Genomic DNA, 25,426 nt, shown 5'->3' on the forward strand with positions numbered 1-25,426 from the left:
GCCTCCCCTGGGCTAAAGCACAGGGGAAATTTCATGACAAATACCCGAGCCGACGTCCCTCAGCCAGCGCCTGAGTCCGATTTTTAACCTGTAGTTTCGAATAGATGTTGTGCAAATGCCATTTCAGTGTCCCTTCCGAAATAAACAGCGCTTCGGCTATTTTTTTGTTGGTTAATCCACTTTCCAGCATTTGAATTATCTCGGACTCTTTCGCCGTAAGAGGGTCAACCAAAGTCTCCCCGCCAACACTGTCGAGATCAATCTTACCCGCGATAGCTTTCAAAAAGCCCGCGACAGGGGCACTTTCGAGACTATGAGCCTGTTGCATCAAGTTTTTGATGCCCGGATAGAAACGGGGTTCATCAATAAACAGCCGACAATAACCTTGTGCTGCAGCCATTTGCAATGCATTTAACAACAGTTCATCCGCTTCAGGCTGTAAACCTTGTTCAGACTTGCAGATCGCCAACAAAGCGAGTTGCAGGGTGACTTTTCGTTGTTGATTCAATTGTCTGCTTTTGAGCAGTGAGCGTTCCAGAATCGTTTCAGCATCAGTGAACTGCTGACGCCCCAACAGAGTATAAATAATGCTTCGTGCAGCGATACGGTGGTGCGATGTTTCGAGCGAGAATCGCTCCGCGCACTCCAGAATCAGATCATACTGGCTGGCATACTGCTCCGCCTCCAGATTGCGATTCAACCGAATCAACCAGACGATAAGTTCGTCCACTAGCTTATACTTCAATCGCTCAAGGCGCTGTCCTTCCGCCCACTTGATGCCATCTTTTAAAAAACCAAGCGCTTCCTCTAGCGACTGATGATGAATGAGCAACCGGGCATGGGTTTCGTAACAGGCAACGAGCAGATCTGTAGAGCTTTGTTCTTTAAGTGCTTCCAAGGTATCTGTGATATAGGTCTGTGCGAGGTCCAGCTCGTCGTATTCGTAGTGAATGGCTGCCAGCAGTGCGGCTAAACCATAGCCGGAATGGGAGTTCTGGCCCAAAGTGGATTGGGCCAGTTGATAGCCCTCCAAGGCTTCTTGTTGCGCTTCATGCTGAAACCCTTGTTTGGCATAATTGACAGCCAACAACGATTTCGCCCAGGTTTGCCCGTAGTAGGTACCATCGGCCCGGAAGTGATCGAGGGACTCATTCAAAGCAAAACGCGCGCCTTTAAAATCAGAAAGACACTTCGCACAAAAGCCTTTAAGCAGGTATGCGAGACCCAGCTCGTAATGATAGTCACCCTGACGATAAAACATCTCGGGATTTTTCCATTTCGCCAGCCACTGCGTGACCAGAGGGTCTCCACCCTCGGCATCATCCTGTAACCCTTTCATCGCACAAATGATCAAACTGGTTGTACGCTCAACGTCACCCTGAATCGCCACCGGATAATTCTTCTTGTGGGCATTTAGCCAGCTGATTTGCTCTGCGACTTTCAAATATTCTCTTCGCGCCGTAAGTGACCACATGTAACCGATGCGCACCCAGGGGGAACGTTCTATCACCTCATCACTCAAGGCCAGAAACCAGTTGCCAAAGGTGACATGCTTACCCAGACGCACCACCACCGTCGGGAAGGCCTGCTCCATCCATTGTGCTGCCTGATCCGGTGCATTGGCCTGAATCGCCAACTGAATTGCCTCTTCAATTAAACCTTCATCCGCAAACCAGTGCGCGGCCTTGAGTTCATATTTAGCTCGCATACTGGCAGGCAATTCCTGCTCGCATCGGGATTTCAGAAACAAATGGAACAATTGATGAAATCGATACCAGTGCCCGGTTCCACCGATCGGGGTTACGAAAGTATGGTTTTTGATGTACTCGGAAAACGCTCGGCTATCCCTCTCATCGTCACTCAGGAGCTGACCAAGACTGATACTGAAACGATCGAGAAGACTCAAACGCAGCATTAACTGCTTTAACGGCTCGGTTTGTTTCTCGTAAATTCGCTCAATGAAATACCGGTCAAAGGCGCTGTGAACCGAACTGATTTCCTGAATAAATCCCGCCACATCGGCATCATCGGCCAAGGTATTAACCGCAAATGACAGCGCCGCAGGCCAACCTTCACACCGTTGAACCAGTATCGCTGCAGTATCTTGTGCTAATTCTCGGCGCTGAACATGGGCATACAGGTGACACACATCTGCCACCGTAAAGCGAAGGGACTCCTGATTGATACTGGCAACCTGATTCTCGATCAAAAGTTGCGCGTAGGAGAATGAAATCGTCTGCGTCGCGGTTACATAAAAATGCACGCTTGCCCGACTCAAATGCAGCATGCGTTCAATCAGTTCCAGGGTAACTGGATTGCTGACAAAATCCACATCATTAAGATACAGATTAAACGCCGGGTACTGGTTCATTTCCGTTACTAATGAACGAATCAAGGGCGCAAATGACGAGGGTGCCAAGCCCCCAAGCTGGTGACCTGAGAGTGAATCCTTGTCTTCCGATTCGACTGCAGCAAGTGCAGCGCTGATTTTGTGAATGAAGTTTACCGGGTCATTATCAGCTTCCCGAATATTCACCCAGGCCGATTTCACCGATGTCAGATTACGCATTTGCAACATCAGGGCCGTTTTCCCATACCCGGGTGGTGCCTGTATCAAGGTCAGTTTTTTAGGCACATGCTGCAATTGTCGGAGGAGTTTATCCCTGGCTAAATGATTACCAAAGGATGGGGGTGAGATATCAGAATCGAAGACAGTTTTTTCAGGCATTTAACAGTAAATCAACTCATTGTTCTTATGATACGGACGCAAACCGAGACACTCTGGTAAAGCTTAAATTTAGACCAGCCCGACCAGAGAGTCACGAATTTAAAAACCTGAGACTTAAGCGACTAATTCCAGAGTGGTTTGGCATTTTTGCATCAAGGCATTCTTGCGCGCCACACTTGTCCCTGTTAAGGCAAAGCCAATAATCTGGCCATGCTCATCCAATAAATGGGCCTCGAGGTCCGTACCCGCCCCCTGCACTTCCCAGACACCATTGCCCACGAGTGATGGGCAGATTACCGTCGGACAGGCACTGAGTTTAACGGGCACAGGCAGTGCGGGAAAGTTCAGCGCTGCGGGAGAACCGGTCAATGTTTTAGCAAGCGCTTTGGCTGCCAGCGTCGCGGGTGCAATAAACGGCACTATTGATCCCTCATACTGTGCACAATCCCCCAGTGCGTAGATACCCTTCACAGAGGTTTGAGAGACACGATCTACGATATATCCCTGGCCTACATTGATTCCGGCGGAGTTGGCCAGTTGAGTATTGGCGCGTAGCCCGACCGCAGACAGGATCATTTCAGTCAAAATTATCGATCCATCGGATAACTTGACGCGGTATTCAGACTCACCGGCTTCAATTGACTCGACAACACGCCCCATATGCCATGTCACGCCGGTCTTTGCCATGGCATTTTGAATTGCGCTGCCCAGCGTTTCCGGTAAAACCCGCTGTAAGGGCCAAAGGCCTTTATCGACCACATCCACCTGTATTCCGTGTGATATCAGGTCACTGGCGACTTCAGCCCCGACAAACCCCGCACCGATAACCAACACCCGCTTTTTACCTTGCAAGTCCCGGTGGTACGCCCGAAAATCATCCAGATTATTCAGAGTATGTATGGGTACCGGACCGGTCGTTTGAATCGGTACACGTACCGGATTCGCGCCCGTTGCCATAACAAGTGCGCGGTAGCTCAGATCCTGCTGCATGCCTTGATCATCTTGTACGGAAACGATCTGATCACCTGCATTAACCGCAACGACAGTGCACCGACTCATGAGGGTAATCTGTAGTTGCTCCTGAAGCTGAGTTTCTGACTTCATCACCAGATCCTCTGGACTTTTACGCATCGTAAGCGCTTTAGACAGGTTCGGCTTGTAATAGGCGCAAATGTCTTCCCGGCTGATCAAAACAACCGGGCTCGCCCCATCAAGTACTCTGATTTCTCTGGCCAAGGTTAATCCGGCGTGACCGGAACCAATAATAACAATAGGTTTCATGATACTGTGTCCTTTCTGGGGCAACGCGTTCGCGGGTGCGTTTTATTGTTCAACGAGACTACTCAACGAGATAAAAGTCGGATTTCGAGGCGGAACATTCCGGACAGGTCCAGTCATCGGGAACGTCTTCCCAGCGGGTACCCGGTGGTATACCATCATCCGGCCAACCCAACTCTTCGTCATAGATCGTGTCACAGGTAATACAACAATACTTTCGATACGACATACCATTCTCCTGCTTTCAATACCGGTCAATTACGCTTCTACAAGTTCAAAATCAGGTTTTTCCCTTACAAAACAATCCGGACAGGGAAAATCTTCCGGGATGTCCTTCCAGAGTGTTGCCGCCGGATACCCCTCCCGCTCACAACCGGTAATTTCGTCATATACATAACCGCAATCCGGACATTGATACTTTGCCATTGTTATTCTCCTTAAATCTTGATCTGGTCAGAACCGGAGGGCATTGCCCCCCCGGTGTGTTCGTTCAGGCCGCAGCAACCGTAACGGTTTCTGTGGCAGCATCAGCTTGATGATATTTTGCAAATAACGCGTCTTTGTGAGCCGGATCCACGTTGACCTTATTCATATCACCACCGGCCCAGTCAATCACTTTCGGGTCCATAATCCGGCGCCATGCATTAGGTATTAAGGACAGCCCCATCATTGCTGGATAGCCCTGGGGTAAGGTGGGCGCATCCGGATAGTCACGCAGCAACTGGTATGGACGTGTCGGGTGCGCATGGTGATCAGAGTGACGCTGAAGATGCAGAGTCAACAGATTTGACGCTTTAAAGTTGGTATTCCAGGAGTGTTTAGGCTGACAACGTTCAAACCGACCACTCTCAAGTGTTTCCCGTAGTAGTCCATAGTGTTCAATGTAGTTCGCCATCGTCAGCTGGAACCAGCCATAAGCGGCAGTGAGCAGCAAGAATGGCAGCGCAGCCCAACCAAAGAGGTACGTCATCGCACCATAACCTGCAACGGTGATCGCGGTGGTTTGCAACAATTCATTATGAGGAGAGAATACTGATCGTTTCTGGCGTTTCAGTCGCTCCGCTTCCAGCATCCAGCCCCGCTTGGCTGCACCCGGCAATTCACGCAAAGCAAAACGGTAGATTGACTCGCCCATACGCGAGGATGCAGGATCTTCCGGCGTCGCAACGTCTTTATGATGGCCTTTATTATGTTCGATATTGAAGTGAGCATAACCCGATACGGCAGAGGCCAGTTGCGCAAACAACACCTGGGTTTTGTCATTCAGCTTGTGACCCAGCTCATGGCTCATCGTCAGGCCAACGGCATGCATCGCACCAATACTGAGGAAAGCCCCCAAGATGTTAAACCAGGAGAAATCGCCGGCGACAACCACATAGGTCATACTGATCAAGCCGAGCCACTGGCCAATTGTAGCGATATAAAGTACGCCTTTGTAATAACCTGATGTTTCTTTTAGCTTGTTCTCTTCCTCTTCAGTGGGGTTATAGGGATCTTCACCGAATACATAGTCAACAACGGGAATAACCACCCAGAATATTACCGCAAGCGCCCACAACCATTGACCAGACCCGGTCACCATGGCCATATAAGCTGATGCAATCACAGCGAATGGCACAACAAACGTGATCATGTACCAGTATTTCTTAATTGCACCCCAGCGGCGCTCTTGTGCGCTGCGTTGCGGTACCGCAGCTTCAATTGATCCACTTTGCGTCATAATCCTTCCCCTTTCTTATGGTTTGATAAGGCTAATGTTTAAAAGATCAGTTGCATCTCAAAGTCGGTTTCAAGCAGTTAATCACCGATTGAGAAGCAGTATGACGGGAATGGACTCAAGAAAGACCTAACTAAAGTTAGGGATTGGGTTAGGTTTTTTACGAAGGAGTGCTCAGGGATACCGAGATCGATTGGAAAATCGCAATTTTTCGGCGAGTCGGGGACGAATACAGTCACATATCTTTGCTTTTGTGCGCTAACGTATGGGCATGTTTTTCCCAGTTTTGCCCGTCAAAATGGGTTATATTGACGTTCTGGGAGGGAACGTCGAGACAGTGAACATTGACATCCACACCATCTGGATTGGAACGAGGGGTATAAAAGGGTTTGACCCCACAGTGCTTACAAAACGTGTGCTTTGCAATCCCGGTATTGAACGTATAGGTTGTCAGATCATACAGGCCTGATACTAGTCTGAAACGACTTGCAGGCACGATTAAGTGCAAATAACCTGATTTTCGACAAATTGAGCAATTGCAGTAATCGGCATCAATCACCTCAGGCGCTTCAACCTCAAACTTTACGGCCTGGCAGTGGCAACTTCCCTGATAAAGCATAGTGATCTCGTTTTTGTGTCAATTTCCGGCATAAACCCGGGGCTTACGCCCCGAAATTTCAGGCATCGGTATTTTGCGCGCTCTGATCGTCTTCTGAATCCGAGGCGTCATCCTCAGAGGCGGGTTCCGCGTAACCATTGCGGCGGATAGATTCGGGTAACTCGTAATTGTACTCTGCAAGCCGGTCATCATCTGCTTGAAAAACCGTCAACTCCCGATGAACGGTATCACAGACTCGCTTTTCCTCAAATGTTCGTTTCGGATGAACGATACAGGCTTCGATCGTAACACGATCAAAGTCGTTGGTGATGTAGTGACGCTGGCCGACACCATCTTCGTCACGTTCACAGTCGATCACGTTAAACTCAAATGAACAGGAAAAAGAATCTTTGCCATCACAATCGTATAAATCACCCGCGCTACGTGAGCAATTTCGCACAAACAAATTACGCCGCTCGGGATAGCGCTCGCTCCCCAGATAAACTTCCAGCTCGAAGGTATTGGAAGGGCTGGCAAAAGCAACATTCCACTCGATCACCAAATCCGTTTCCTGCTCATTCAATTGAATGGCTTTGGTTGCGAGATCATTCTGTTTGACAAAGATATCCTTGATCTCGACATATCCCGAGCCGATATCATCTTCGTCACAGCCATTTAACAGCACAACACAACACCCGATCATGCCGCTGGCCACTGTTTTCTTCAACATCCTGGTAACTATATTTTTTGTCGATTTCATCGTACTGCGTCTTGCGCCTCCCCAAGTGAAAAACTACAAATCACCTTGCTTTGTTATTTCCTGCACAGATTGAGCAGGAAGACCACACGTTTGCATCAAAAAGTGAGTTAAGTGGATTGTGAGGTCGTTGTTATCAATGATTTCTCTATCTGTCGCCGATTTATGCCCGACCCGGTGATTTTAGCGGTTTCCGCCGTTTCAATTTGTTACAACCATCGCAAATATGATTACAACTAGGCCAATCATGCCTGCTAAAGTTCTATTTGCCGGGCAATTTACCTGGGCACAGTGCAAAATAAGCAAAACTAAAACGATTCGTTTTCGATAAAAGTGTATTTACTGGGCAAACACAGGCTATTATTAGTTAAACAGCGGACATGTTATCCGCAATTCGACAGATCTCTCAAAAAACAGTCAATCGATTCAGGCTCAGAATCTGCCAGGAATTGCTCCGGACCGTGTTATACTTCCCGGGCCCCTATTCTAAACCTCGCAGATTTTACAAGCACAATATCGTAGCGCCGGAAGGAGAATTTAATTTGTCCATTCAAACGCTTAATCCCTTGGTGAGACTCCTATTAATCAGCACTGGCTGGCTGGCCGTCGTACTCGGTGTATTAGGCATATTTTTACCACTTCTACCCACAACCCCCTTCATATTACTCGCAGCAGGCTGTTTTGCCCGGTCATCAGAACGATTCCACCACTGGCTGGTCAGTCATCCCAACCTCGGCCCCATTGTAAAAACCTGGGAATCAGGTGATGGTATTTCCATAGAGGTGCGTAATCGAATTATTCTGGTGATGTGGGCGGGAATGGCAATCTCGATGATTATTGTCGCCAAGTTCTGGGCCACGTTGTTTTTATGTACAACCGGGGTTTGCGTATCTATTTACTTGTTTCGTAAGACGAATCCGCAAATTTGAGCAGAAAACCACCGGACTAACAAAAATTTAACAAATCAGGCACCAATCTGTTTATTTTTTTATTGAAAATACGGTTGAAGTATTTGACTATAATGAATCTGGGACGTTTTACAATCGACTCTATCAACGCTGAATAAGTGTTTTGAATCGAAGGCTTGTAAAACCTGTTTCAGACCCTATAAACAGAGTCTGCTTCTGTCATAAATTCAAGAAACTGAACGACCAAACAACAAGCAATTAAAAATCGATTTCTTTACAAATTGTCTACACGCAACCCCGAATCGGCATGTGTGTCTCAATGGTGATCTACTCCGGTCAGGGCAAGACAGTTTGTTTGACGTAATCAACAGGGGAAAATTACATGAACAATGTGTTTAAAATAAGCGATAAAACACCTGCTCGTATGGTGCAGGTCTCTCTGGCGTTTTCGCTGGTTAATTTCATTATCATCGGCGTAAGCCTGTACTCGATTCTGCTGTTCGCAGTATTCAGCTTCTCTGTGTACGCAACTACGCGAATCGCCGTAATTCTGACCAATTCCGAACTGCAACTGATACCCGAGCTGGAATCACTGAAGTTCCATTTACTGTTGCTCGGCGTACTGTTTATCGGTATTGCCACATTCGCCTACTCGTACCTGTTTGGTATCTTTTACGCCACCGTGGCAATCATATATGCCATCTCGCCTTATGACAGAGACTGGTTACTCGGCGAATCAAAAGTTGTCGTAGTTGGCAACAAAATCGAATATCAGAAAAACTAAGCACAACCTGCTTCAATCCACCGTGGCGTGTTTTGTGACGCGCCATGGTAAATCTTCTCTTTCCATCTCAGAACTTCAGACAACGCCCACTTTTTCAGGTAGTCTCCCTTGCTTCAGAATTGCATCAAGCCAATTGCAATAACTTTTTGAATCAGTTACAAAAAACCAACAATGACTTACCCGTCACTTACTGAAATTCACACAAATACCGTAGAATCAGGGGCGGTAACTTCATATTATTTCTACGTGGATTTGAGTAGTATCCCCCATTTGCGGAGGAGCAGAGATGCACCTCCGCAGTTTTTTCCACACTTCCCTGCCCTGCGTAACGATCTCAAAACTGCCTTTGAATCAGGCGGGATATCCGGTTATCTCACGAATCGATTGATATAGCGGTTGTAGTCGCTTATACATTTTCAAATACACTTCATTGTACAAACGCTGATAAGTGCTTGAGGCTTTGGCGCCGGGTTCAAACGTTGCTCCGATACGGGTCATTGCGTTTACAGCTTGATCGAAATCCGGATGTAAATTCATACCCACGGCGGCATCCATCGCGGCCCCGAGGCCAGATGTTTCATAGGTGTGCGGACGTCGAACCGGTAAGTCGAAAATATCAGCGGTCAGCTGCAAGGCAGCATCACTTTGCGACCCGCCTCCGGAAACGTGCAAGACCTTCATCGGGACACCGGTACATTTTTCTATTTTTTCTTTGCCTTCCCGCAGCGCATAGGCCAGCCCTTCAAGAATTGCACGATAAATATGGGCCCGGGTATGCACATCCCCGAAACCGATTATAGACCCCTTTGCCTCCGGCCCCGGCTCTCGCGCCCCTGGCGACCAATAGGGCTGAAGCATCAACCCCATTGATCCGGGAGGCACTTCGTTGACCAGTTCATCAAACAGAATTTCGGGCTCGATTCCCCGCTCCCGAGCGATAGTTTGCTCCCTGAGGCCAAACTCCTGTTTAAACCAGCTGACCATCCAGAAGCCACGATAGATCATGATCTCCGAACAATAGGTGTTGGGTATGGCAGAGGGGTAGGACGGCATAAACCGAACCGGCTCGATATAACGGGTTGTGGTTGCATTGATGGTCGCGGTTGTGCCGTAACTCATGCAGCCGATGTCGACGCGATTACCGCCGGAACCGAGTATCTCGCATGCCTTGTCTGATCCCGCCGCAATTACGGGTAAATTTTGTGGAATGCCGGTAAATTGAGCGGCCTCCGTCGTAATACGGCCTATTTCAGCCCCCGGCGGCACCAGTTCAGGCAGCATATCGGGCCGGATCGACAGCGCCTGCCAGCGCCAATCAGATCGCGCAGCCCAGCGAAGTCGCTTGTAATCAAAAGGTAAATAGCCAACTTGTGCACCAATCGAATCCCGAAATTGCCCGGTTAATTGGTAGTTAAGATAGCCCGAGAGCAAGACATATTTATGGGTGCGTTCCCATAATTCGGGTTGCTCCAGCCGGAACCAGTTCGATTGCGCCTTTTCTTGAAACTTATTGACAATGCTGGACGCCCCTGCGAACTTCAAAGCAGTACCCCATAGACCGCTCAAAGGTTCAACACCTTCTGCCCGGCGTTGATCAAGCCATGTAATTGCCGGCCGCAATGGTGTTCCATTACGATCCAGGTTAACCACTGTTCCTCGTTGCGTCGTGACGGCAACAGCACAAATCGAGCGCTTATCGACAACCGGGTTATCCCAGAGCTGATGGCAGGCTTTGCGCAGTGATTGCCAATAATAATCCGCATGCTGTTCAGCCCAACCGGGATGGCTCGAAAAATAAGGTTCGAGTTCAACTTTGCCTTTGGCAATTAACTCTCCATTCAGTGTGAACAACAACGCACGTACACTTTGGGTGCCATTATCGATCGTTAGAATGACGTTCTCAGGCATGCTATTCTGCTCCCGGCAAAGCCGAATTCAGTATTGCTTTATCGAAATTGGCCCGTTGTCCGGGCGGGCAATAAAAATCTCGCCACAAACGATAGTAACGCTGCTGTTGCACCCGCCATTGGGTATCATTCCACTTCAACTCCCACTGACAGATTTCACGAATTGAATCCATGATTTCTGCACCTCCGAGTTTTAACAGTAAGCCCAAGCGCGTTCTACGGAGCAACAAATCATCCAGATTGACAACATTTTCATACCGGGCGGCCCAGGAGAGTTCCGCCCATAGCGTATCGGTGTTATGCACGTTTGCCAGCTGGTGCGCTGAACCAAATTCAGCCAGAAAACGCGGTAACGCACCGCCAAACCGGCCCTGCAAACGGGCTCGAATGCTGGCTGGCAACGTAACAGGCCATGACACTTCCTGCGAAATATCAGCTGAAGTATTTACCGGGACTGCATTGGGTTGGAATACTTCCGGTGACAACCCCAGATAAGGGGCGGCTGCAGCGAGCACATCCAGCGCGATCAAACGAAACGTGGTCAATTTACCACCCGCCACACTGATCACACCGGCATCGTCCCAAATGGAATGCTCGCGCTTTTCTTTAGAAGGATTTAATGCACCGCTGCTGACAACCGGCCTCACCCCCGAATAGCTGGCAATGGCATCACACTCTTGAATAGCGCGCCCTGGAAATTGATGATTTATCGCCTTTAACAGATAATCCACCTCTTTTTCCGAGATTGAAATATCCTGACCGGGACGGAGCTCATGGTCCAAATCTGTGGTGCCTGCCACAGTCACCCCTTCCCACGGAAACACAAAGACCGGACGTTTATCCTCTGGGTGAAAGAAACTGATTGAATAGGCAACCGGCAAGCGCCAGAATGGAAAAACAAGGTGTGAGCCCCGCAGAGGCCGGATCGCGGTTTCCTGAGTCACTTGTTCTCGCAATTGATCGGTCCAGGCCCCGGTGGCATTCACTACGGCTTTGCTAAAAACATAGCCCTCATCCGGCCCACCCAGTTCAGTTGCTTGATTTTTTAACCTGACGCAGTGCAATTGATCCACTCTATGCACTGATTCAAGGGAAAGATAGTTGAACGCCACAGCATGCTCATTGGCCTGATCAGACAAGACTCTGAAAACCAAACGGGCATCATCGACCACCGCGTCGCCAAACTCGGTGAGCCCCCGCAAACCGGATTCAGATACACCGGATGCCAGAAATCCAGCTTGCACCGGACGGTGAAATCGATGATTTCGTCGTCCCGCAAAAAAATCATAAACCGTCAAAAGGAGATTGAAAACGACAGGCCCCGGAAAAGTACGCCGGAAATGGCTCATCAAAAAGGGTAACGGATTCACCAATCCCCTTAATTCACTGAGTAACCGCTGCCGCTCCTGGACAGACTCACGGGTTAATTTGAACTGGCCACTGCCCAGATAACGCAAGCCGCCATGAACCATTTTCGACGATTTGCTGGAAGTTCCCCAGGCGAAATCAAATTTTTCAACGAGCAGAACTTTAAGTCCTTGCCTTGATGCTTCTTGAAAGACCCCGGCTCCGGTAATGCCGCCACCGATGATCACGAGATCCCACACGGGTTGGTCAAGCAATTCGGCAGTTGGTGTCAGAAGCCCGGTTAACCGGTCCGCCCTGCACACCACACTCTTGTCAGGTTGTACACCATCATGGATCGGGCGCGACTCGGTCATTGTTACTGCACCTTTTTTTGTTTTTTGGCAAGCGCTTCAACGGTCGTATTTCGCGTCGTTGCAACGTTTTCAATCAAGGTTCCGGGGTTCATCAACCCTTCGGGATCGAAGGTGTTGCAAAGTGAAGTAATCGCCTGTATCCCCAGATCACCTTTTTCCACCGGTAAATAAGGGGCGTGATCTTTGCCCACGCCGTGCTGGTGGCTGATCGTGCCACGGTTTTCAACGATAATGCGCGAGGTAGAGTGCTTCATTTTCTGCCACCATTGCAGTGTTGCTTCGTAACTTTTAGCGGTACGAAACACATAGGTGGTATAGATGCTACAACCCTGACCATAGAAGTGAGACAAATGCGTGAAGACATGAACCCGCTCATCGGCCCCGTTAAGGGCATTACGCAGGTTATCCTCGATTTTATTCAGCAAATTATCGACATTATCCCAGTCCGTTGCGGTTTCCAGCGTGTCTACGACATAACCTTTATGCCAAAGTGCCTCACGCAGATAGGGCATCATGAAGCGCTTCTTCGCCCATTTGTCACCCAGTTGCGTACCCGTATTCACACCATCAAAGGGTTTGATTAACTCTTTTACCTGCTTCAAGGCACTCTGGTATTGAGTTTTGGAACCGGTGATGCCCAGAGTGAGCATACACTTGCCCGAACTCACACCACGGGTCTTCAAATAAGTCTCAAGTAAACGAATCAGGCCTTCATGCCCGGCCAACGCCAGTTGAGTCTCGGTTTCAATTGCATTGCTGACCCGCAGCATCGAGAGCTGCACTCTGGACTGAACCAGCTTGCGAGCTGCATCCTTGGCGTTTTTAAAGCTCGGAAAGAACACCACCAGGAATCGTTCTTTCTCGGCGACTGGTGTCACGCGGACATCCACCTCGGAAATAATTCCCATACGGCCTTCAGAGCCCAGAATCATTTCCCGGATGTCAGGCCCTGCAGACGATGCCGGGATCGTCGGCAGCGTAATCGAACCTTCCGGCGTTTCTACTCGCCCACCGGCGAAGAGCTGCTCAATTCGCCCGTAGCGCAATGACTGCTGGCCGCTGGAACGACTCGCAACCCAGCCGCCGAGTGTCGAAAGTTCAAAGCTCTGGGGAAAATGCCCCAGTGTATAGCCCCGGGCACGTAATTGAGACTCCACTTCCGGGCCTGCCGTACCGGCACCAAATCGGGCAATCAAGCTCTCCTCATTCAAATCAAGCAGCCGATTCATACGGCTCATGTCGATGGTCAGGACAGGCTTGTCGGTCTTGGGTGGATTAATATGTCCCGCGACACTGGTGCCACCGCCATAGGGAATAACATAAATATTGCGCATGGCGGCATAATCAAGCAGACGGGCAACCTCTTCAGACGTTTCCGGGAACGCCACGCCATCCGGGAATACCCCAAAATCACCACTGCGCATGGCCAACCAATCCGGCAGGCTCTGCCCTCGGGCATGCCGAATACGGGTTTCCGCACTGGTATCGACCAGAATGTTGGGTGGGAGTCGGGATTCAGGTACCTGTGCAATCACATCATCCAGAATACAATCCGGAAGCGGTTCAGCCGTTCCGATTCGATCTGCCAGAAATTGAGTTCCATTTTCCGGCAAAGCCATGGATTTAGCTTCATCTCCCCAACCATTCCAACGACGCATGCAAATTCCCCTGTTTTACTTATATCTGTGCACTGCAACTGGCGTGACGGGGCTGCGAATACAGCCAACCTTAGGTTAGTACTTCATCCAGTTGCTCAAATTGTTTTACAATAAACCCAATGGCACACATCATAACCCAAATAAAAGAACTGTCACTGACGATATGGGCCACTTCACCTCGCAAATTGCGACAACACAGGTATCGTCGGAACCCCTGACCAGACTGACAAAAATGATTAACAAACGCTCGTTTCGAACATGACCGATTCCAACGCTCATCAGAATGCACTGGGCTTTGCCTCCGTGCCCGCCGTCCGGCAATATCTGCGCACCGCGGAAGAAATGGATCTCGATGCCTCGGCTGCGTTAAAGGCTGCAGGTGTTCCGCCCCAGCAAATCGAAAAAGAAAATGAGCGTATTACCGGGTACCAGTTCGAAAAGTTGATTCAGAATCTGATCGAACAATCCGGTGACCCGTTATTGGGTTTGAAAAGTGGTCAACAGGTACAACCGGGATCCTATAGTGTGTTGGGCTATATCACGATGAGTTGCGCCAATTTGCGAGAGGCCATCAGCAAAATCATACCCTATGAAAAACTGGTGGGGGATATGGGCATCACCACAATCGAAGAACACCCTCTCCATGTTTTTCTAAGATGGCAATGCGCCTACAATGACCCGCAGGTCAGACAACATATGACAGACAATGTGCTTTGTTCCTGGTTACTTTACGCACAGTGGCTGGGAAATACCCAGCAGCACCCGGTTGCAGTGCACCTGGAGCGCCCTGCGCCTGATTTATCAGTGGCGCAAGCCTATGAGCGGATGTTTCAGTGCCCCGTAAAATTTGCACAACCCATGAGCTGCCTGGTGATATCCAGGTCGTTGATGGAATTACCGTTAAGACAGCCGGATGCCGTACTGACCAAAACCCTAGAGGATCACGCCAAAATCAGGATGGAAAGTCTGGAAGATCCGGAAAACCGCCTCGCCATCCGGGTCCGCGCCGCAATCCGTCATCTGTTACTCCAGGGTATCACCCGAAAAGACATGGTGGCGGAACAATTACAAATGAACGCCAGAACACTGCAACGGAAACTGGCACGGGAAGATCTCAGTTATCAGCAACTCCTGGATGAAGTGAGACATGAACTGGCCAAACATTACCTGTTGCAATCCACTATGAGCATTCAGGAAATTTCAAACCGGCTCGGCTTCACTGAACCACGCTCATTTCACCGTCGTTTTAAATCCTGGTCTGGCATTACGCCTGGAGAATTTCGGGATCAGAATACAACACGATAAAGTAATTCCTGTCCCCGAAAACTTGCAGTATGACTACTGCGTTACTAAATTAAAAATAACCTTTTTTGGGCCTCAAGTGCGCATTGGACATGACCGGGAATGGAGTCTCACTTATCGGAGAATCCACAATGTCACCTACTCACTTGTATTTCCATACGTTGCTGTTTGCAGGACGTATTGATACGATCGCAATGGATATCAATATCTTCAAATACTACCGCGCCGACCACGGTACATGAAATCTTTCCAGCAAGCCTTTACAAGGTCGGATTTCTTGACAAAGCCATTCGGGATGAGTTCAATCAAGCACTTGAGGAGCTTCGTCAGTCAGGAAAGTATGACGCAATAATAAAAAAATATATTTAACCCGAATATTTCATAAAAAGAGGCAAACCTTTCTTAACCCACTGATATAATGGGTATTTCGCAAAAAATGCTTCGTAAGAAACTAAGAAAGGTCGCCCATGTCAGATTCTACCCCAACTCAACTTCGTTTTCCTCCTTCCGCAGGCTTTACTGTGCGCGCAGATTTCGATGGCGGAGCCATGTCATCCGATTTTGGTGCTATGCTATTACGCGGCGTTGACCACCAGGTCGGACTGATTAATCGGCTGACGGCAGCTATCAAAGATCAGCGTCACCCCTCTTACATCGATCACGATTTAGCTGACTTATTGGCACAACGCATTTACCAGATTGGGTGCGGCTACCACGACGGCAATGATTGCAATAGCCTACGTCATGATCCCTTGTTCAAGCTTGCCATCAATCGAAAACCCGTGGAAGTCAGCGAAGCATTAGCCAGTGCGCCGACACTCTCTCGTCTTGAAAACGCGGTGACTGCCCGTGACATTTACCGCATTGCCCAGGCCTTTGTTGAACAGTTTATCGCGAGTTATGCCAGCACTCCGGCAATCATTGTATTGGACATGGATCACTCCGAAGATCAAACTCATGGCCAACAGGAATTCTCGTTTTATAATCATCATTATCGGAGCCATTGCTACTTACCGCTGTTTTTGTTTGAAGGCTTATCAGGCAAATTCATTACCGCTGTGTTACGCCCCGGTAAACGTCCCAAGGGGGCCGAAAACGCAATGATTATTAAACGGGTGGTGAAACTGCTTCGCCAACACTGGCCGGAAACTCATATCGTGCTTCGCGGCGACGGTCACTTCTCCAATCCGGAATTGATGCAATTGGCACTGGACGATCCACATACCGACTTCATCTTTGGCCTCACCGGTAATCAGGTGCTCAAACGATTGGCCAGTCCTCACCTTGAAAACACGCGAAAACTTCATGAAACGCGATGCCACAATGCTCTCCTGTTCGATCGGGAACGACCTCAAAGCACCCGGACTTATCATGAACTCGATTATGCCGCCGGCACCTGGCCTCAATCGTTCCGAACCATTCTCAAAGCGGAAATCATGGATTTAGGCGAGAATCCCCGATTTGTAGTGACCTCTCTCACCAATACCACTCCCACTATACTTTACAAGGATCTGTATTGTGCGCGAGGTCAGGATGAAAATTATATTAAAATGATGAAAAACGACCTGGCCAGCGACCGGACTTCTGATCACTCATTTCTGGCTAACCATTTGCGATTGTTTTTCTCGTGTGCCGCCTATGTACTTCACCAAGTAATCCGAACTGAACTGTTGGCCAATACAGAACTGGCTACTGCTCAACCCTCCACGATCATTACCAAACTCTTTAAGATCGCTGTCCGAGTCGTACAGTATAAAGACCGTATCAAACTCCAATTGCCGAGCTGCTACCCCTTTAAATCGATACTGCACAACATCACCGAACTATTGTATTGCGCCAAACCACCACCCGCTTTAAACCAGACGTGCTGATAAAACAATAAGCCAACAACGAAGCATCACCTCATTAAGAGGAGGGGTAGTTTTGTCTGTACACCTTTGAATGGTTAATAAATGAGCAGCCAAATCGGCCCAGATAGTAAAATTTCACAATATGATCCGGAAAATCAACCATTGAAGGAGTTGTGACCTGTTTAGATACCAGTCAAACAATAGTGATGTTGTTTTGCTTGAAGCATTTATGAAACATTCGGGTTAAAGCAGGTGTATCTACCACGATACTCACCGGGGCTACTCAATTTTCTACAAGTCACAACATGAGACACTCGACAACAAGATCGACAAACGGAGTAGCCTTTTACGATGAAGTCCTGCACGGAACGGACGCGATTGACGCTATTTGCCCTCTTTCTTTGGGCATTAACCAGCAACAGCTACGCCATTGAGCCAACCTCCCGAATTTCTGTCTCTTACGGAGACTGGGCACCCTTCACCGGGAAAGACATTGCGCACGGCGGGATACTGACCGAGTTGGTTCGTCAAGCTTTCATGAAATCCGGCTACACGGTTATTCCTCAGGCAATGGGCTGGTCAGAGGCGTTAGAGCACACCCGGAAGCAGACAACCGATGTATCCATTGGTTGGTTATATTCTCCAGAACGTGCGAACGATTTTGCTTATTCAGAAAGTATTGCCTATACCAAAAATGTTTTCTTTCATCACCGGGAGCTCCCGGTTTCCTGGGATCGTTTGAGTGATTTGGCATTACTGCGCATCGGGGTGACCAAGGGATATTACTATGGCGAGCGCTTTGAGCAGGCCCATTCGGATAAAACAATACGAGTGTTCGTTGCAGACACCGATGCAGACAATATGCGCAAGCTGGTTCAGGGCGAGATCGACCTGTTTCCCCTCGACAATTTTGTCGGGCGCCATCTCCTGGAAACCCTGTATCCCCGCGATATTCTTGAAATCACCTATGATGAAAACCCATTGTTGATGGAGCCGCTACATCTCATCATCAGTCAACAGCACCCGAAGCGCACTCAAATCATGAATGCCTTTAACCGGGGCATGAAGGCCCTCAAACGTTCCGGTGAACACAGCCGGATACTCACCGAATTGCAAACGCTGCTGGCTGTCGAGCGCTTGCGCTTGATCACTGAAGACTATGCCCCTTTCAATTACCTGAACGAGCAAAACCAGGTCACAGGAATATCCATTGAGATCATGAACCGGATCATGGCGCGGCTCGGGGTTGACCGTAAAGTCGGACCCGAGTCCGTCTATCCCTGGATCAGGGCCTATACGGAAATCCAGCGAACACCGAACGCGGCCATTTTCTCGATTACCCGAACACCGGAACGAGAATCCCTTTTCAAATGGGTCGGCCCCATTTTACGCTCTGATATCGTCCTCACCGGCAAAAAGTCCAGCCACCTGTCCAGTATTGCGCCGGAAGCTTTGGGTAATGTAAAAATCTGCGTTATTCCCGCAGACGTTGCCGAGCAAACGTTACGGCTTCGAGATATCCCGAACCGAAAACTGATCCGGGTAAACACTCCATACTCCTGTGCCGAAATGCTGAAGCGAGGCCGAGTGGACTTATGGGCATACGGACGGGAAACGGCGCGGTGGTACCTTAACAAGGTGGGTGAAAATCTGTCGGAATACGAAGAAACCTATGCTTTGACAGAATCTTCACAATATATTGCCTTCAATAAAGCGGTGCCGGAAAACGTTATTGGCCGATTCCAGGAAGCCCTGGAATATTTACAACTGTCGGGTGAGCTGAAAGAAATCATGCATTACTACCTGTCGCAGCTCCCGGAACCCGATCTGCATTAATAAGCTCAAACGGGAGTTCAGCAAGCACGACCAAAAACGCTGTTACTTACCGCCATGTCGCTCTTTGTTGAGCTGCCGCTCCCGATCATTTTTGCGCAGCATGACATACACAGCCCCGGTTCCGCCATGTTGTCGTTGCGCGGAGTGAAATGCCAGAACATCTTCCATCTCCGGCAACCACTTGGCCAGATAGCTCTTCAACAAGGCACGTTGTTCCGGGTTACGTTCGCCTTTACCGTGCAGGATAATCACGGTTCTCAGGCCGTACTGCATACAATCCCGAATGAACCTGAATACCTCCCGGCGAGAGTCATCCACGGACATTTTATGTAAATCAAGCCGGGCTTCAATGTCATACTTACCAAGGCGCAATTTACGGAAGACTCCTATTTGCACCCCATCTCGTCTGAATTCGAGGATATCTGCGGGGCCCAACAATTCAATATGCTCGGAATCGGTCAAATGATCCTGATCAACTTTATCATCACTCACCGCACGGCGTCGACGAATTTCAGTACCCGGAGTTGTTTCATTAAACCGCTTTATATTCGCGCGATCATTGCCTAATCGCCTCACACCTTCCATTTCACTCTTGAAAAAGGCTTCCAATTCTGGGTTCTTACTCATGACTGTCTCTTGCTATACCTTCAACACACCCTGGGTCAGGCGCTACACTACTATTTAAAATGTAACATTGCATCGAGCCCGGAACAAACAAAACTATCTGAAATTAAGTGTGTAGCACTTGATCGCGACCTTAAAATAGAACTAACCGGGGCGAATCGAAGGCAATGATTGGGGAACGGAAACAAGAAATAAGATATTAAAAACCCTGAACAAAAGCTGTTCAGGGTGAAGGGACAACGAGATTACTACTCAATGGGATACTCAACAATGTCACCCGCCAGAGGCGGAAATACTGAGAGCAATAGGCAGTAGACGCCATAGTATCAGTTCACTTTTTAGACACCATTAGACCAAGGTCTAATGACTGGATAACCAAGATAACCCTCTAGATAACCCCCTAGGACTAAAGCCTTATAGGCAATTCCACGTTGTTGTACTAAACAGTATTCAATACCTTAATTATCGTATCCAATACCTTAAAACTGTCATTAAAATCAGGGTAAGTAGTACAAATAACAAGAGTAGAAAAACGATGCGAGAAAAATCCGTTCGCTTCCACAATACCGCCTCTCTTATCAACTTTCTGCAGCATCATGCGCCGTTTAATCAAATGAGCGATGTTGATCTTGAATTTGTCGTCGAAAATACCCAGATCGCATTTTTTTCCAAGGGGGACATGATTGTGTCGCCGGAAACCGGTGTCGTGGACGAGTTGTTCATCGTCAAGAAAGGCCTGGTCAGAGGTTACCGCAATAATGCTCAGGCGCACGGGGGTGACACCGCTGTGACGCTTTCTCCCGGTGAATGTTTTCCCCTGGCCGCAATGGTCGCTGAACGTGCAACACAAACCTGCCACGAAGCGGTGGAAGATACGTTCTGTTTTATCTTGAACAAGTCCGGCTTTATTGAGTTGCTCTTCAGAAGCGCTGTCTTCAGTGATTTTGCAGCTCGGGGGGTAAGCGCCCTGCTCCAGCTGGCGAATCAACAATTAAAAGCAAATGCATCGGTTAGCATACACGAGGGCTACAGCCTTGAAACCCCGCTGGAGCAGTTAGCACGGAACAATCCCATTGTTTGCTCTCCGGATATCCCGCTGAAGAAAGCCATCGAAATCATGGATGGTGCAGGCATTGGCAGTATCATCGCCACCAATGAAAACCGGCGGGCAATTGGCATCTTTACCCTGAGAGATCTGCGTAAAGTAATCGCTGCACCGGAAGTTGACTTGAACATCCCCCTCGAACAGGTCATGACCACTGATCCAAAGTCACTACCACAGAGTGCCACGGCGTTTGATGCGGCGGTGCTCATGGCCGAACATCATTTTGCCCATATCTGTCTCACCAATGATGACGGCAAACTGGTTGGTGTCGTTTCAGAGCGAGACCTGTTTTCACTGCAACGGGTGAATCTGGTCCATCTGACCCGAGCCATTGCCCATGCCAATTCCTTTACCTCGTTGATCCAGATCCGCGAGGATATACCGGGATTGATCCATACTATGCTGGCCCACGGAGCCTCTGTCACACAGATCAACCGTCTGATTACGGTTTTGAATGACTACACAGTGCGCCGGGTTCTCGAACTTGCCATACGGCACTACCCCCACCACCTGCCGGATTTCACCTGGCTCAGCTTTGGTAGTGAGGCACGGGAGGAACAAACTCTGGTTACAGACCAGGACAACGGCATCATATTTCATACATCAGGCCACAACGAGCAGGAAGCGGATCGGGAAGCGCTGTTGGCATTCGCCCGACTGGTCACTCAATATCTGGATCAATGCGGCTTTACGCTCTGTAAGGGCAACATTATGGCATCCAATCCGGCGCTGTGTCTGACCTTGGCGGAGTGGAAGAACAAATTTGAACGCCTGGTACGGACCACGACACCGGAGAACCTCCTGCAATCCACGATATTGTTTGACATGCGCGCGATCTGGGGGGACGAGTCCATGGTTGACGAGCTGTACGATCACCTATTGAAACGGATTGGCAATAACACCTTGTTTCAGAAAATGCTGGCCGGAAACGCATTGCAGAACCGGGCACCACTGGGGTTCTTTCGTGGCTTCAAATTCAGCAAGTCGAAATCCGGCGAAAATAAAGGCAAGCGTATCGATATGAAAACTCAGGGGCTCAACCCGTTTATTGAAGCCATCAGGGTATTGGCACTGGCAAACGATATCCGTGAATCCAATACCCTGAAACGCCTGTCACGTTTGACTGAATTAAAAGTTTTCAAGCCTGCAGATAGTGCCGCATGGGAAGAGGCCTACAGCTTCATTCAAATGCAACGTATGAAACACCATCAGGACTGCGTCAGTGCGGGTACAGCTCCGGATAACATGTTAGACCCTGAAATATTGAATCCCCTGGATCGACGGGTACTAAAAGAAGCCTTTCGCCAAGCACAGCGAATTCAACAGGTTCTGGAGCTTCGCTACCAGTTGTAAATCATACCTTCTCTTACCGGAATACAGATAGACCATGGGCCTTATTGATTCGTTAACCGGCTGGCTGCGCAACGATCCCGCCAAAAAGCAAATCAGCCACCTGCTCCCGGACTCCCAATACCAATCCAGTGACACCAGTCTGGATCAAACGCATTTCACCGTTTTTGATCTCGAAACCACGGGGTTGAATATTCATAAAGACCAAATTCTGGCCATGGGTGCAGTCAAAATAGAGCATAATCGTGTTCACCTGGACCAACAATTTGAACTTTTAGTCAATTCACAGCAACGCGCCTTGTCTGAAGCAACCCTCGTACATGGTTTATCACCGGGTGAAATTGCAACCGGTCACAACCCTGTTGAAGCCCTGACACAGTTCTTTCAGTTTTGTGGCGATACCGTGCTGGTGGGATATCATGTCGAATTCGATCGCGCTGTGCTGGGCCGGGCCTGTAAAAATCTGCTGAATTATAAAGTACCATTTCTGTTTCTGGATGTTGCCGATCTGGCACGGATTTTCCTGAAGGACAGACTCCCCTCTGGACAACGCACCCCGAAAGGACTGGATGACTGGGCGACCTTATTGCAGCTGGATTCCGGGATCGAGCGACACCATGCCAGTGCAGATGCACTGCTCACCGCCGAATTGTTTCTGATTTGCCTCAATCAGGCAAAGGCACAGCAGGTCACAACACTGACTGAGTTGAAACAAAAAATAACACTTTCCGGGAAATTACTGCAAAGTCAATCGCATATATAAAACGGCGGAATAGCGAAACCTGACAGGAAACTTGCGAGCCCGCTTTAAAAGTGAGATAAAGGGTTTAGGGAAGCAAGAGGGCAGACCTATGAATAAAATATTGGCTTTTCCATCCTTAATAATGGACCGCAACTTGAAACAAGCTGTTGCAGACAGAGGCTGGGAATTACGATACGTTAGTCAAGAACTGGAGAGAGCACCGGACGTACTCAAGCTCTATTACCTTCAACCCCTATCCAATCCAACCTTACTCTCCTTCACTTCGCTGTCACCATCTGCATTTATCGACTTGAAGGATCAAATTAACTCAGATTCCCGGCTTCAACCGGAAACAATCTGCAGTGCCCTGATTCATTTTTCAACACAACTGGAGGATGACTATCAGCATAACGACTATCTCCGCCTGCTAATGGTCAGCAGCTGTCTGTATTGCCTGTCTACCGGCTATTTTAGCAATATGAAGCCATCAACACTCTTTGGTCAATGTCATGTAATTCTGCATCATTACATTGATCATCGAAACCAGAGAAGTCACTTTCGACCTTTTTCAATCATTGATGATGCCCCAATATTAAGTCCCGAAGAGCTTCAGGAGCACTCTCATTTGATTATGGCAATGGATCGCCAGTATCATCCCGAGTGGTTCACAACTGCCGAGATCATTCCCTTTCCCGGCGCTTTTTCGGTTTAATTCATTTTCGACTGCATTTAACAACAACTGACTTCCCAAAAAAAACCGGGCCTGAGCCCGGTTTTCCGTTTAGTGCCCCGCCACCGGAGCAGACGCTCCTCTTGGGATGCGAATATCATCCACCAAATGCTGAATATGCTCTGGAGGCGCTGCAGTCAATTTCGCGACAACAATGGCCACTGCAAAATTAAGTAGCATACCAAAAGTACCGATACCCTCGGGTGACACACCAAACAACCAGTTATCCGGGGTGTTCGCTGCCGGGTTAACAAACTTGAAGTAAACGATATACCCGAAAGTAAAGATCAAGCCGGTCAGCATACCGGAGATCGCGCCTTCTTTGTTCATCCGCTTATGGAAAATCCCCAGCAAAATCGCAGGGAAGAAGGATGCTGCGGCCAGGCCGAAGGCAAACGCAACCACTTGTGCCACAAATCCCGGCGGATTAATGCCAAAATACCCCGCCACAGCAATCGCACAGGCCGCCGCGATACGTGCAGCGAGCAGTTCCTGTTTCTCGGATATATTTGGCGCCAGGTTGCTTTTCAATAAATCATGGGAAATCGACGTTGAAATAACCAGCAGCAGTCCAGCCGCTGTAGACAAAGCCGCTGCAAGCCCACCAGCAGCGATCAGTGCGATGACCCAGCCCGGCAATTGTGCGATCTCGGGATTAGCCAATACCATGATGTCGCGATCAACATACAGCTCGTTATTATTGCTTGTGGCTGCATTTGAAATGGTACGCTCACCATTTGCACCGCGATTTTCGCCATCAAAAGCGGGCTTTCCTTCAAATGCGGCCCCGGCTACGTACTGAATTTTGCCATCACCGTTTTTATCCATCCACGCCAGCAAACCCGCATTTTCCCAATTCTGGAACCAGCTGGGCAACGCCTTGTATTCCGCATTGGACACTGTATCCAACAGATTGACACGGGCGAAAGTGGCTACTGCAGGCGCGGTAGTATATAGAATGGCAATGAACAACAATGCCCAGCCTGCGGATTTACGGGCATCTCGTACTTTTGGTACGGTAAAAAAGCGAACGATTACATGGGGTAATCCTGCGGTGCCGACCATCAGTGCAACCGTAATGAAGAAAACATCAACGGTTGCCTTTGAGCCGTCAGTGTATTGTGCAAAACCCAGTTCCTGAGAGAGGCCATTGAGCTTGTCCAGTAAATAGATATCAGTCCCCTCAACGGTACTGCCAAAACCAAGTTGCGGAATCGGGTTACCGGTAATCATCATTGAGATAAAAATCGCGGGTATCATATACGCGAAGATCATGACACAGTACTGTGCAACCTGTGTATAGGTAATGCCCTTCATACCACCCAACACAGCATAGATGAAAACAATCCCCATGCCGATAAACACACCCATGTTGATATCGACTTCAAGATACCTGGAGAACACGATCCCCACACCGCGCATTTGTCCGGCTACGTAGGTAAAAGAGATAAAAATCACACAAACGACCGCAACCAAGCGCGCTGTTTGGGAATAGTACCGTTCTCCAACAAACTCAGGCACGGTAAACTTACCGAATTTTCTGAGGTAGGGTGCCAGACACATTGCCAGGAGCACATACCCTCCGGTCCAGCCCATCAAATATACGGCACCATCACGGCCAATAAACGAAATAATGCCCGCCATGGAGATAAACGAAGCCGCTGACATCCAATCCGCGCCGGTCGCCATGCCATTCGCCACGGGATGAACGCCTTTACTGGCTACATAATATTCACTGGTAGAGCCTGCTCGAGACCAGATCGCAATACCGATATACAACGCAAACGTGGCGCCGACAATCATATAAATCAGGGTTTGGGTATCCATTGTT

At 48.9% G+C, this 25,426-nt stretch carries 20 protein-coding genes; 8 read left to right on the forward strand and 12 right to left on the reverse strand.

Annotated elements, in window-relative coordinates; genetic code table 11:
- Nucleotides 1-31: 31 nt before the first annotated feature.
- From OLMES_RS18425 to OLMES_RS18455, 7 genes are all read right to left on the reverse strand, one after another.
- Entirely contained in the window at nucleotides 32-2,728 is a 2,697-nt protein-coding gene (locus OLMES_RS18425) for a LuxR C-terminal-related transcriptional regulator (protein ID WP_087462610.1), read from the reverse strand.
- A gap of 114 nt (nucleotides 2,729-2,842) precedes the next feature.
- The gene (locus OLMES_RS18430) at nucleotides 2,843-4,009 is read right to left on the reverse strand and encodes an FAD-dependent oxidoreductase (RefSeq protein ID WP_087462611.1); all 1,167 of its coding nucleotides are present in this window, start codon (nucleotides 4,007-4,009) and stop codon (nucleotides 2,843-2,845) included.
- Nucleotides 4,010-4,067: 58 nt separating this feature from the next.
- On the reverse strand, nucleotides 4,068-4,235 hold the full coding sequence (locus OLMES_RS18435) for a rubredoxin (RefSeq protein WP_087462612.1): 168 nt from the start codon (nucleotides 4,233-4,235) through the stop codon (nucleotides 4,068-4,070).
- A 29-nt stretch (nucleotides 4,236-4,264) separates the two neighbouring features.
- The gene (locus tag OLMES_RS18440) at nucleotides 4,265-4,432 is read right to left on the reverse strand and encodes a rubredoxin (protein ID WP_087462613.1); all 168 of its coding nucleotides are present in this window, start codon (nucleotides 4,430-4,432) and stop codon (nucleotides 4,265-4,267) included.
- Nucleotides 4,433-4,496: 64 nt separating this feature from the next.
- A complete protein-coding gene (locus OLMES_RS18445) occupies nucleotides 4,497-5,726 on the reverse strand; it encodes an alkane 1-monooxygenase (protein ID WP_087462614.1) in 1,230 nt (409 codons plus the stop codon).
- A gap of 232 nt (nucleotides 5,727-5,958) precedes the next feature.
- Nucleotides 5,959-6,342: a GFA family protein gene (locus tag OLMES_RS18450; RefSeq protein WP_087462615.1), complete on the reverse strand. Its 384-nt coding sequence runs from the start codon at nucleotides 6,340-6,342 to the stop codon at nucleotides 5,959-5,961.
- A gap of 58 nt (nucleotides 6,343-6,400) precedes the next feature.
- Nucleotides 6,401-7,051, reverse strand: coding sequence for a hypothetical protein (locus tag OLMES_RS18455; RefSeq protein WP_087462616.1), 651 nt, complete (start codon nucleotides 7,049-7,051; stop codon nucleotides 6,401-6,403).
- A 569-nt stretch (nucleotides 7,052-7,620) separates the two neighbouring features.
- Here OLMES_RS18455 and OLMES_RS18460 point away from each other — a divergent pair.
- Both OLMES_RS18460 and OLMES_RS18465 read left to right on the forward strand, forming a co-directional pair.
- Nucleotides 7,621-8,007, forward strand: a complete 387-nt coding sequence (locus OLMES_RS18460) for a YbaN family protein (RefSeq protein ID WP_232465145.1) — start codon at nucleotides 7,621-7,623, stop codon at nucleotides 8,005-8,007.
- Nucleotides 8,008-8,368: 361 nt separating this feature from the next.
- The gene (locus tag OLMES_RS18465) at nucleotides 8,369-8,770 is read left to right on the forward strand and encodes a hypothetical protein (RefSeq protein ID WP_087462617.1); all 402 of its coding nucleotides are present in this window, start codon (nucleotides 8,369-8,371) and stop codon (nucleotides 8,768-8,770) included.
- Between the two features lie 351 nt (nucleotides 8,771-9,121).
- On the opposite strand, the gene OLMES_RS18470 is transcribed toward OLMES_RS18465, so the two are convergent.
- The 3 genes from OLMES_RS18470 to OLMES_RS18480 are packed head-to-tail and all read right to left on the reverse strand — an operon-like array spanning nucleotide 9,122 to nucleotide 14,056.
- Entirely contained in the window at nucleotides 9,122-10,678 is a 1,557-nt protein-coding gene (locus OLMES_RS18470; protein WP_087462618.1) for an FGGY-family carbohydrate kinase, read from the reverse strand.
- Between the two features lies 1 nt (nucleotide 10,679).
- The gene (locus OLMES_RS18475) at nucleotides 10,680-12,398 is read right to left on the reverse strand and encodes a glycerol-3-phosphate dehydrogenase/oxidase (protein ID WP_087462619.1); all 1,719 of its coding nucleotides are present in this window, start codon (nucleotides 12,396-12,398) and stop codon (nucleotides 10,680-10,682) included.
- 2 nt (nucleotides 12,399-12,400) lie between these two features.
- On the reverse strand, nucleotides 12,401-14,056 hold the full coding sequence (locus OLMES_RS18480; RefSeq protein ID WP_087462620.1) for an FAD-binding oxidoreductase: 1,656 nt from the start codon (nucleotides 14,054-14,056) through the stop codon (nucleotides 12,401-12,403).
- 258 nt (nucleotides 14,057-14,314) lie between these two features.
- On the opposite strand from OLMES_RS18480, the gene OLMES_RS18485 reads away from it, so the two are divergent.
- The 3 genes from OLMES_RS18485 (at nucleotide 14,315) to OLMES_RS18495 (ending at nucleotide 19,044) form a co-directional block, all read left to right on the forward strand.
- Entirely contained in the window at nucleotides 14,315-15,361 is a 1,047-nt protein-coding gene (locus OLMES_RS18485) for an AraC family transcriptional regulator (protein WP_087462621.1), read from the forward strand.
- A gap of 464 nt (nucleotides 15,362-15,825) precedes the next feature.
- Complete coding sequence (locus OLMES_RS18490) at nucleotides 15,826-17,229, forward strand: IS1380 family transposase (RefSeq protein ID WP_087462347.1); 1,404 nt, start codon at nucleotides 15,826-15,828, stop codon at nucleotides 17,227-17,229.
- A 330-nt stretch (nucleotides 17,230-17,559) separates the two neighbouring features.
- Nucleotides 17,560-19,044: a substrate-binding periplasmic protein gene (locus tag OLMES_RS18495; RefSeq protein ID WP_087462622.1), complete on the forward strand. Its 1,485-nt coding sequence runs from the start codon at nucleotides 17,560-17,562 to the stop codon at nucleotides 19,042-19,044.
- Between the two features lie 42 nt (nucleotides 19,045-19,086).
- Here OLMES_RS18495 and smrA read toward each other — a convergent pair whose 3' ends face one another.
- Nucleotides 19,087-19,671 carry a DNA endonuclease SmrA gene (gene smrA, locus OLMES_RS18500; RefSeq protein WP_087462623.1) on the reverse strand — a complete coding sequence of 195 codons (585 nt, stop codon included), beginning with the start codon at nucleotides 19,669-19,671 and terminating at the stop codon, nucleotides 19,087-19,089.
- Nucleotides 19,672-20,203: 532 nt separating this feature from the next.
- Here smrA and OLMES_RS18505 point away from each other — a divergent pair.
- The 3 genes from OLMES_RS18505 to OLMES_RS18515 all read left to right on the forward strand — a co-directional run bounded on the left by OLMES_RS18505 (nucleotide 20,204) and on the right by OLMES_RS18515 (nucleotide 23,577).
- Nucleotides 20,204-22,126 carry a DUF294 nucleotidyltransferase-like domain-containing protein gene (locus OLMES_RS18505; protein ID WP_087462624.1) on the forward strand — a complete coding sequence of 641 codons (1,923 nt, stop codon included), beginning with the start codon at nucleotides 20,204-20,206 and terminating at the stop codon, nucleotides 22,124-22,126.
- Nucleotides 22,127-22,160: 34 nt separating this feature from the next.
- Nucleotides 22,161-22,886, forward strand: coding sequence for a 3'-5' exonuclease (locus OLMES_RS18510; protein WP_087462625.1), 726 nt, complete (start codon nucleotides 22,161-22,163; stop codon nucleotides 22,884-22,886).
- An 88-nt stretch (nucleotides 22,887-22,974) separates the two neighbouring features.
- The gene (locus tag OLMES_RS18515) at nucleotides 22,975-23,577 is read left to right on the forward strand and encodes a hypothetical protein (protein WP_087462626.1); all 603 of its coding nucleotides are present in this window, start codon (nucleotides 22,975-22,977) and stop codon (nucleotides 23,575-23,577) included.
- Nucleotides 23,578-23,646: 69 nt separating this feature from the next.
- Here OLMES_RS18515 and OLMES_RS18520 read toward each other — a convergent pair whose 3' ends face one another.
- Complete coding sequence (locus OLMES_RS18520; protein WP_087462627.1) at nucleotides 23,647-25,422, reverse strand: sodium:solute symporter family protein; 1,776 nt, start codon at nucleotides 25,420-25,422, stop codon at nucleotides 23,647-23,649.
- Nucleotides 25,423-25,426 lie beyond the last annotated feature (4 nt).

Source organism: Oleiphilus messinensis (genome assembly GCF_002162375.1).
Taxonomy (GTDB): Bacteria; Pseudomonadota; Gammaproteobacteria; order Pseudomonadales; family Oleiphilaceae; genus Oleiphilus; species Oleiphilus messinensis.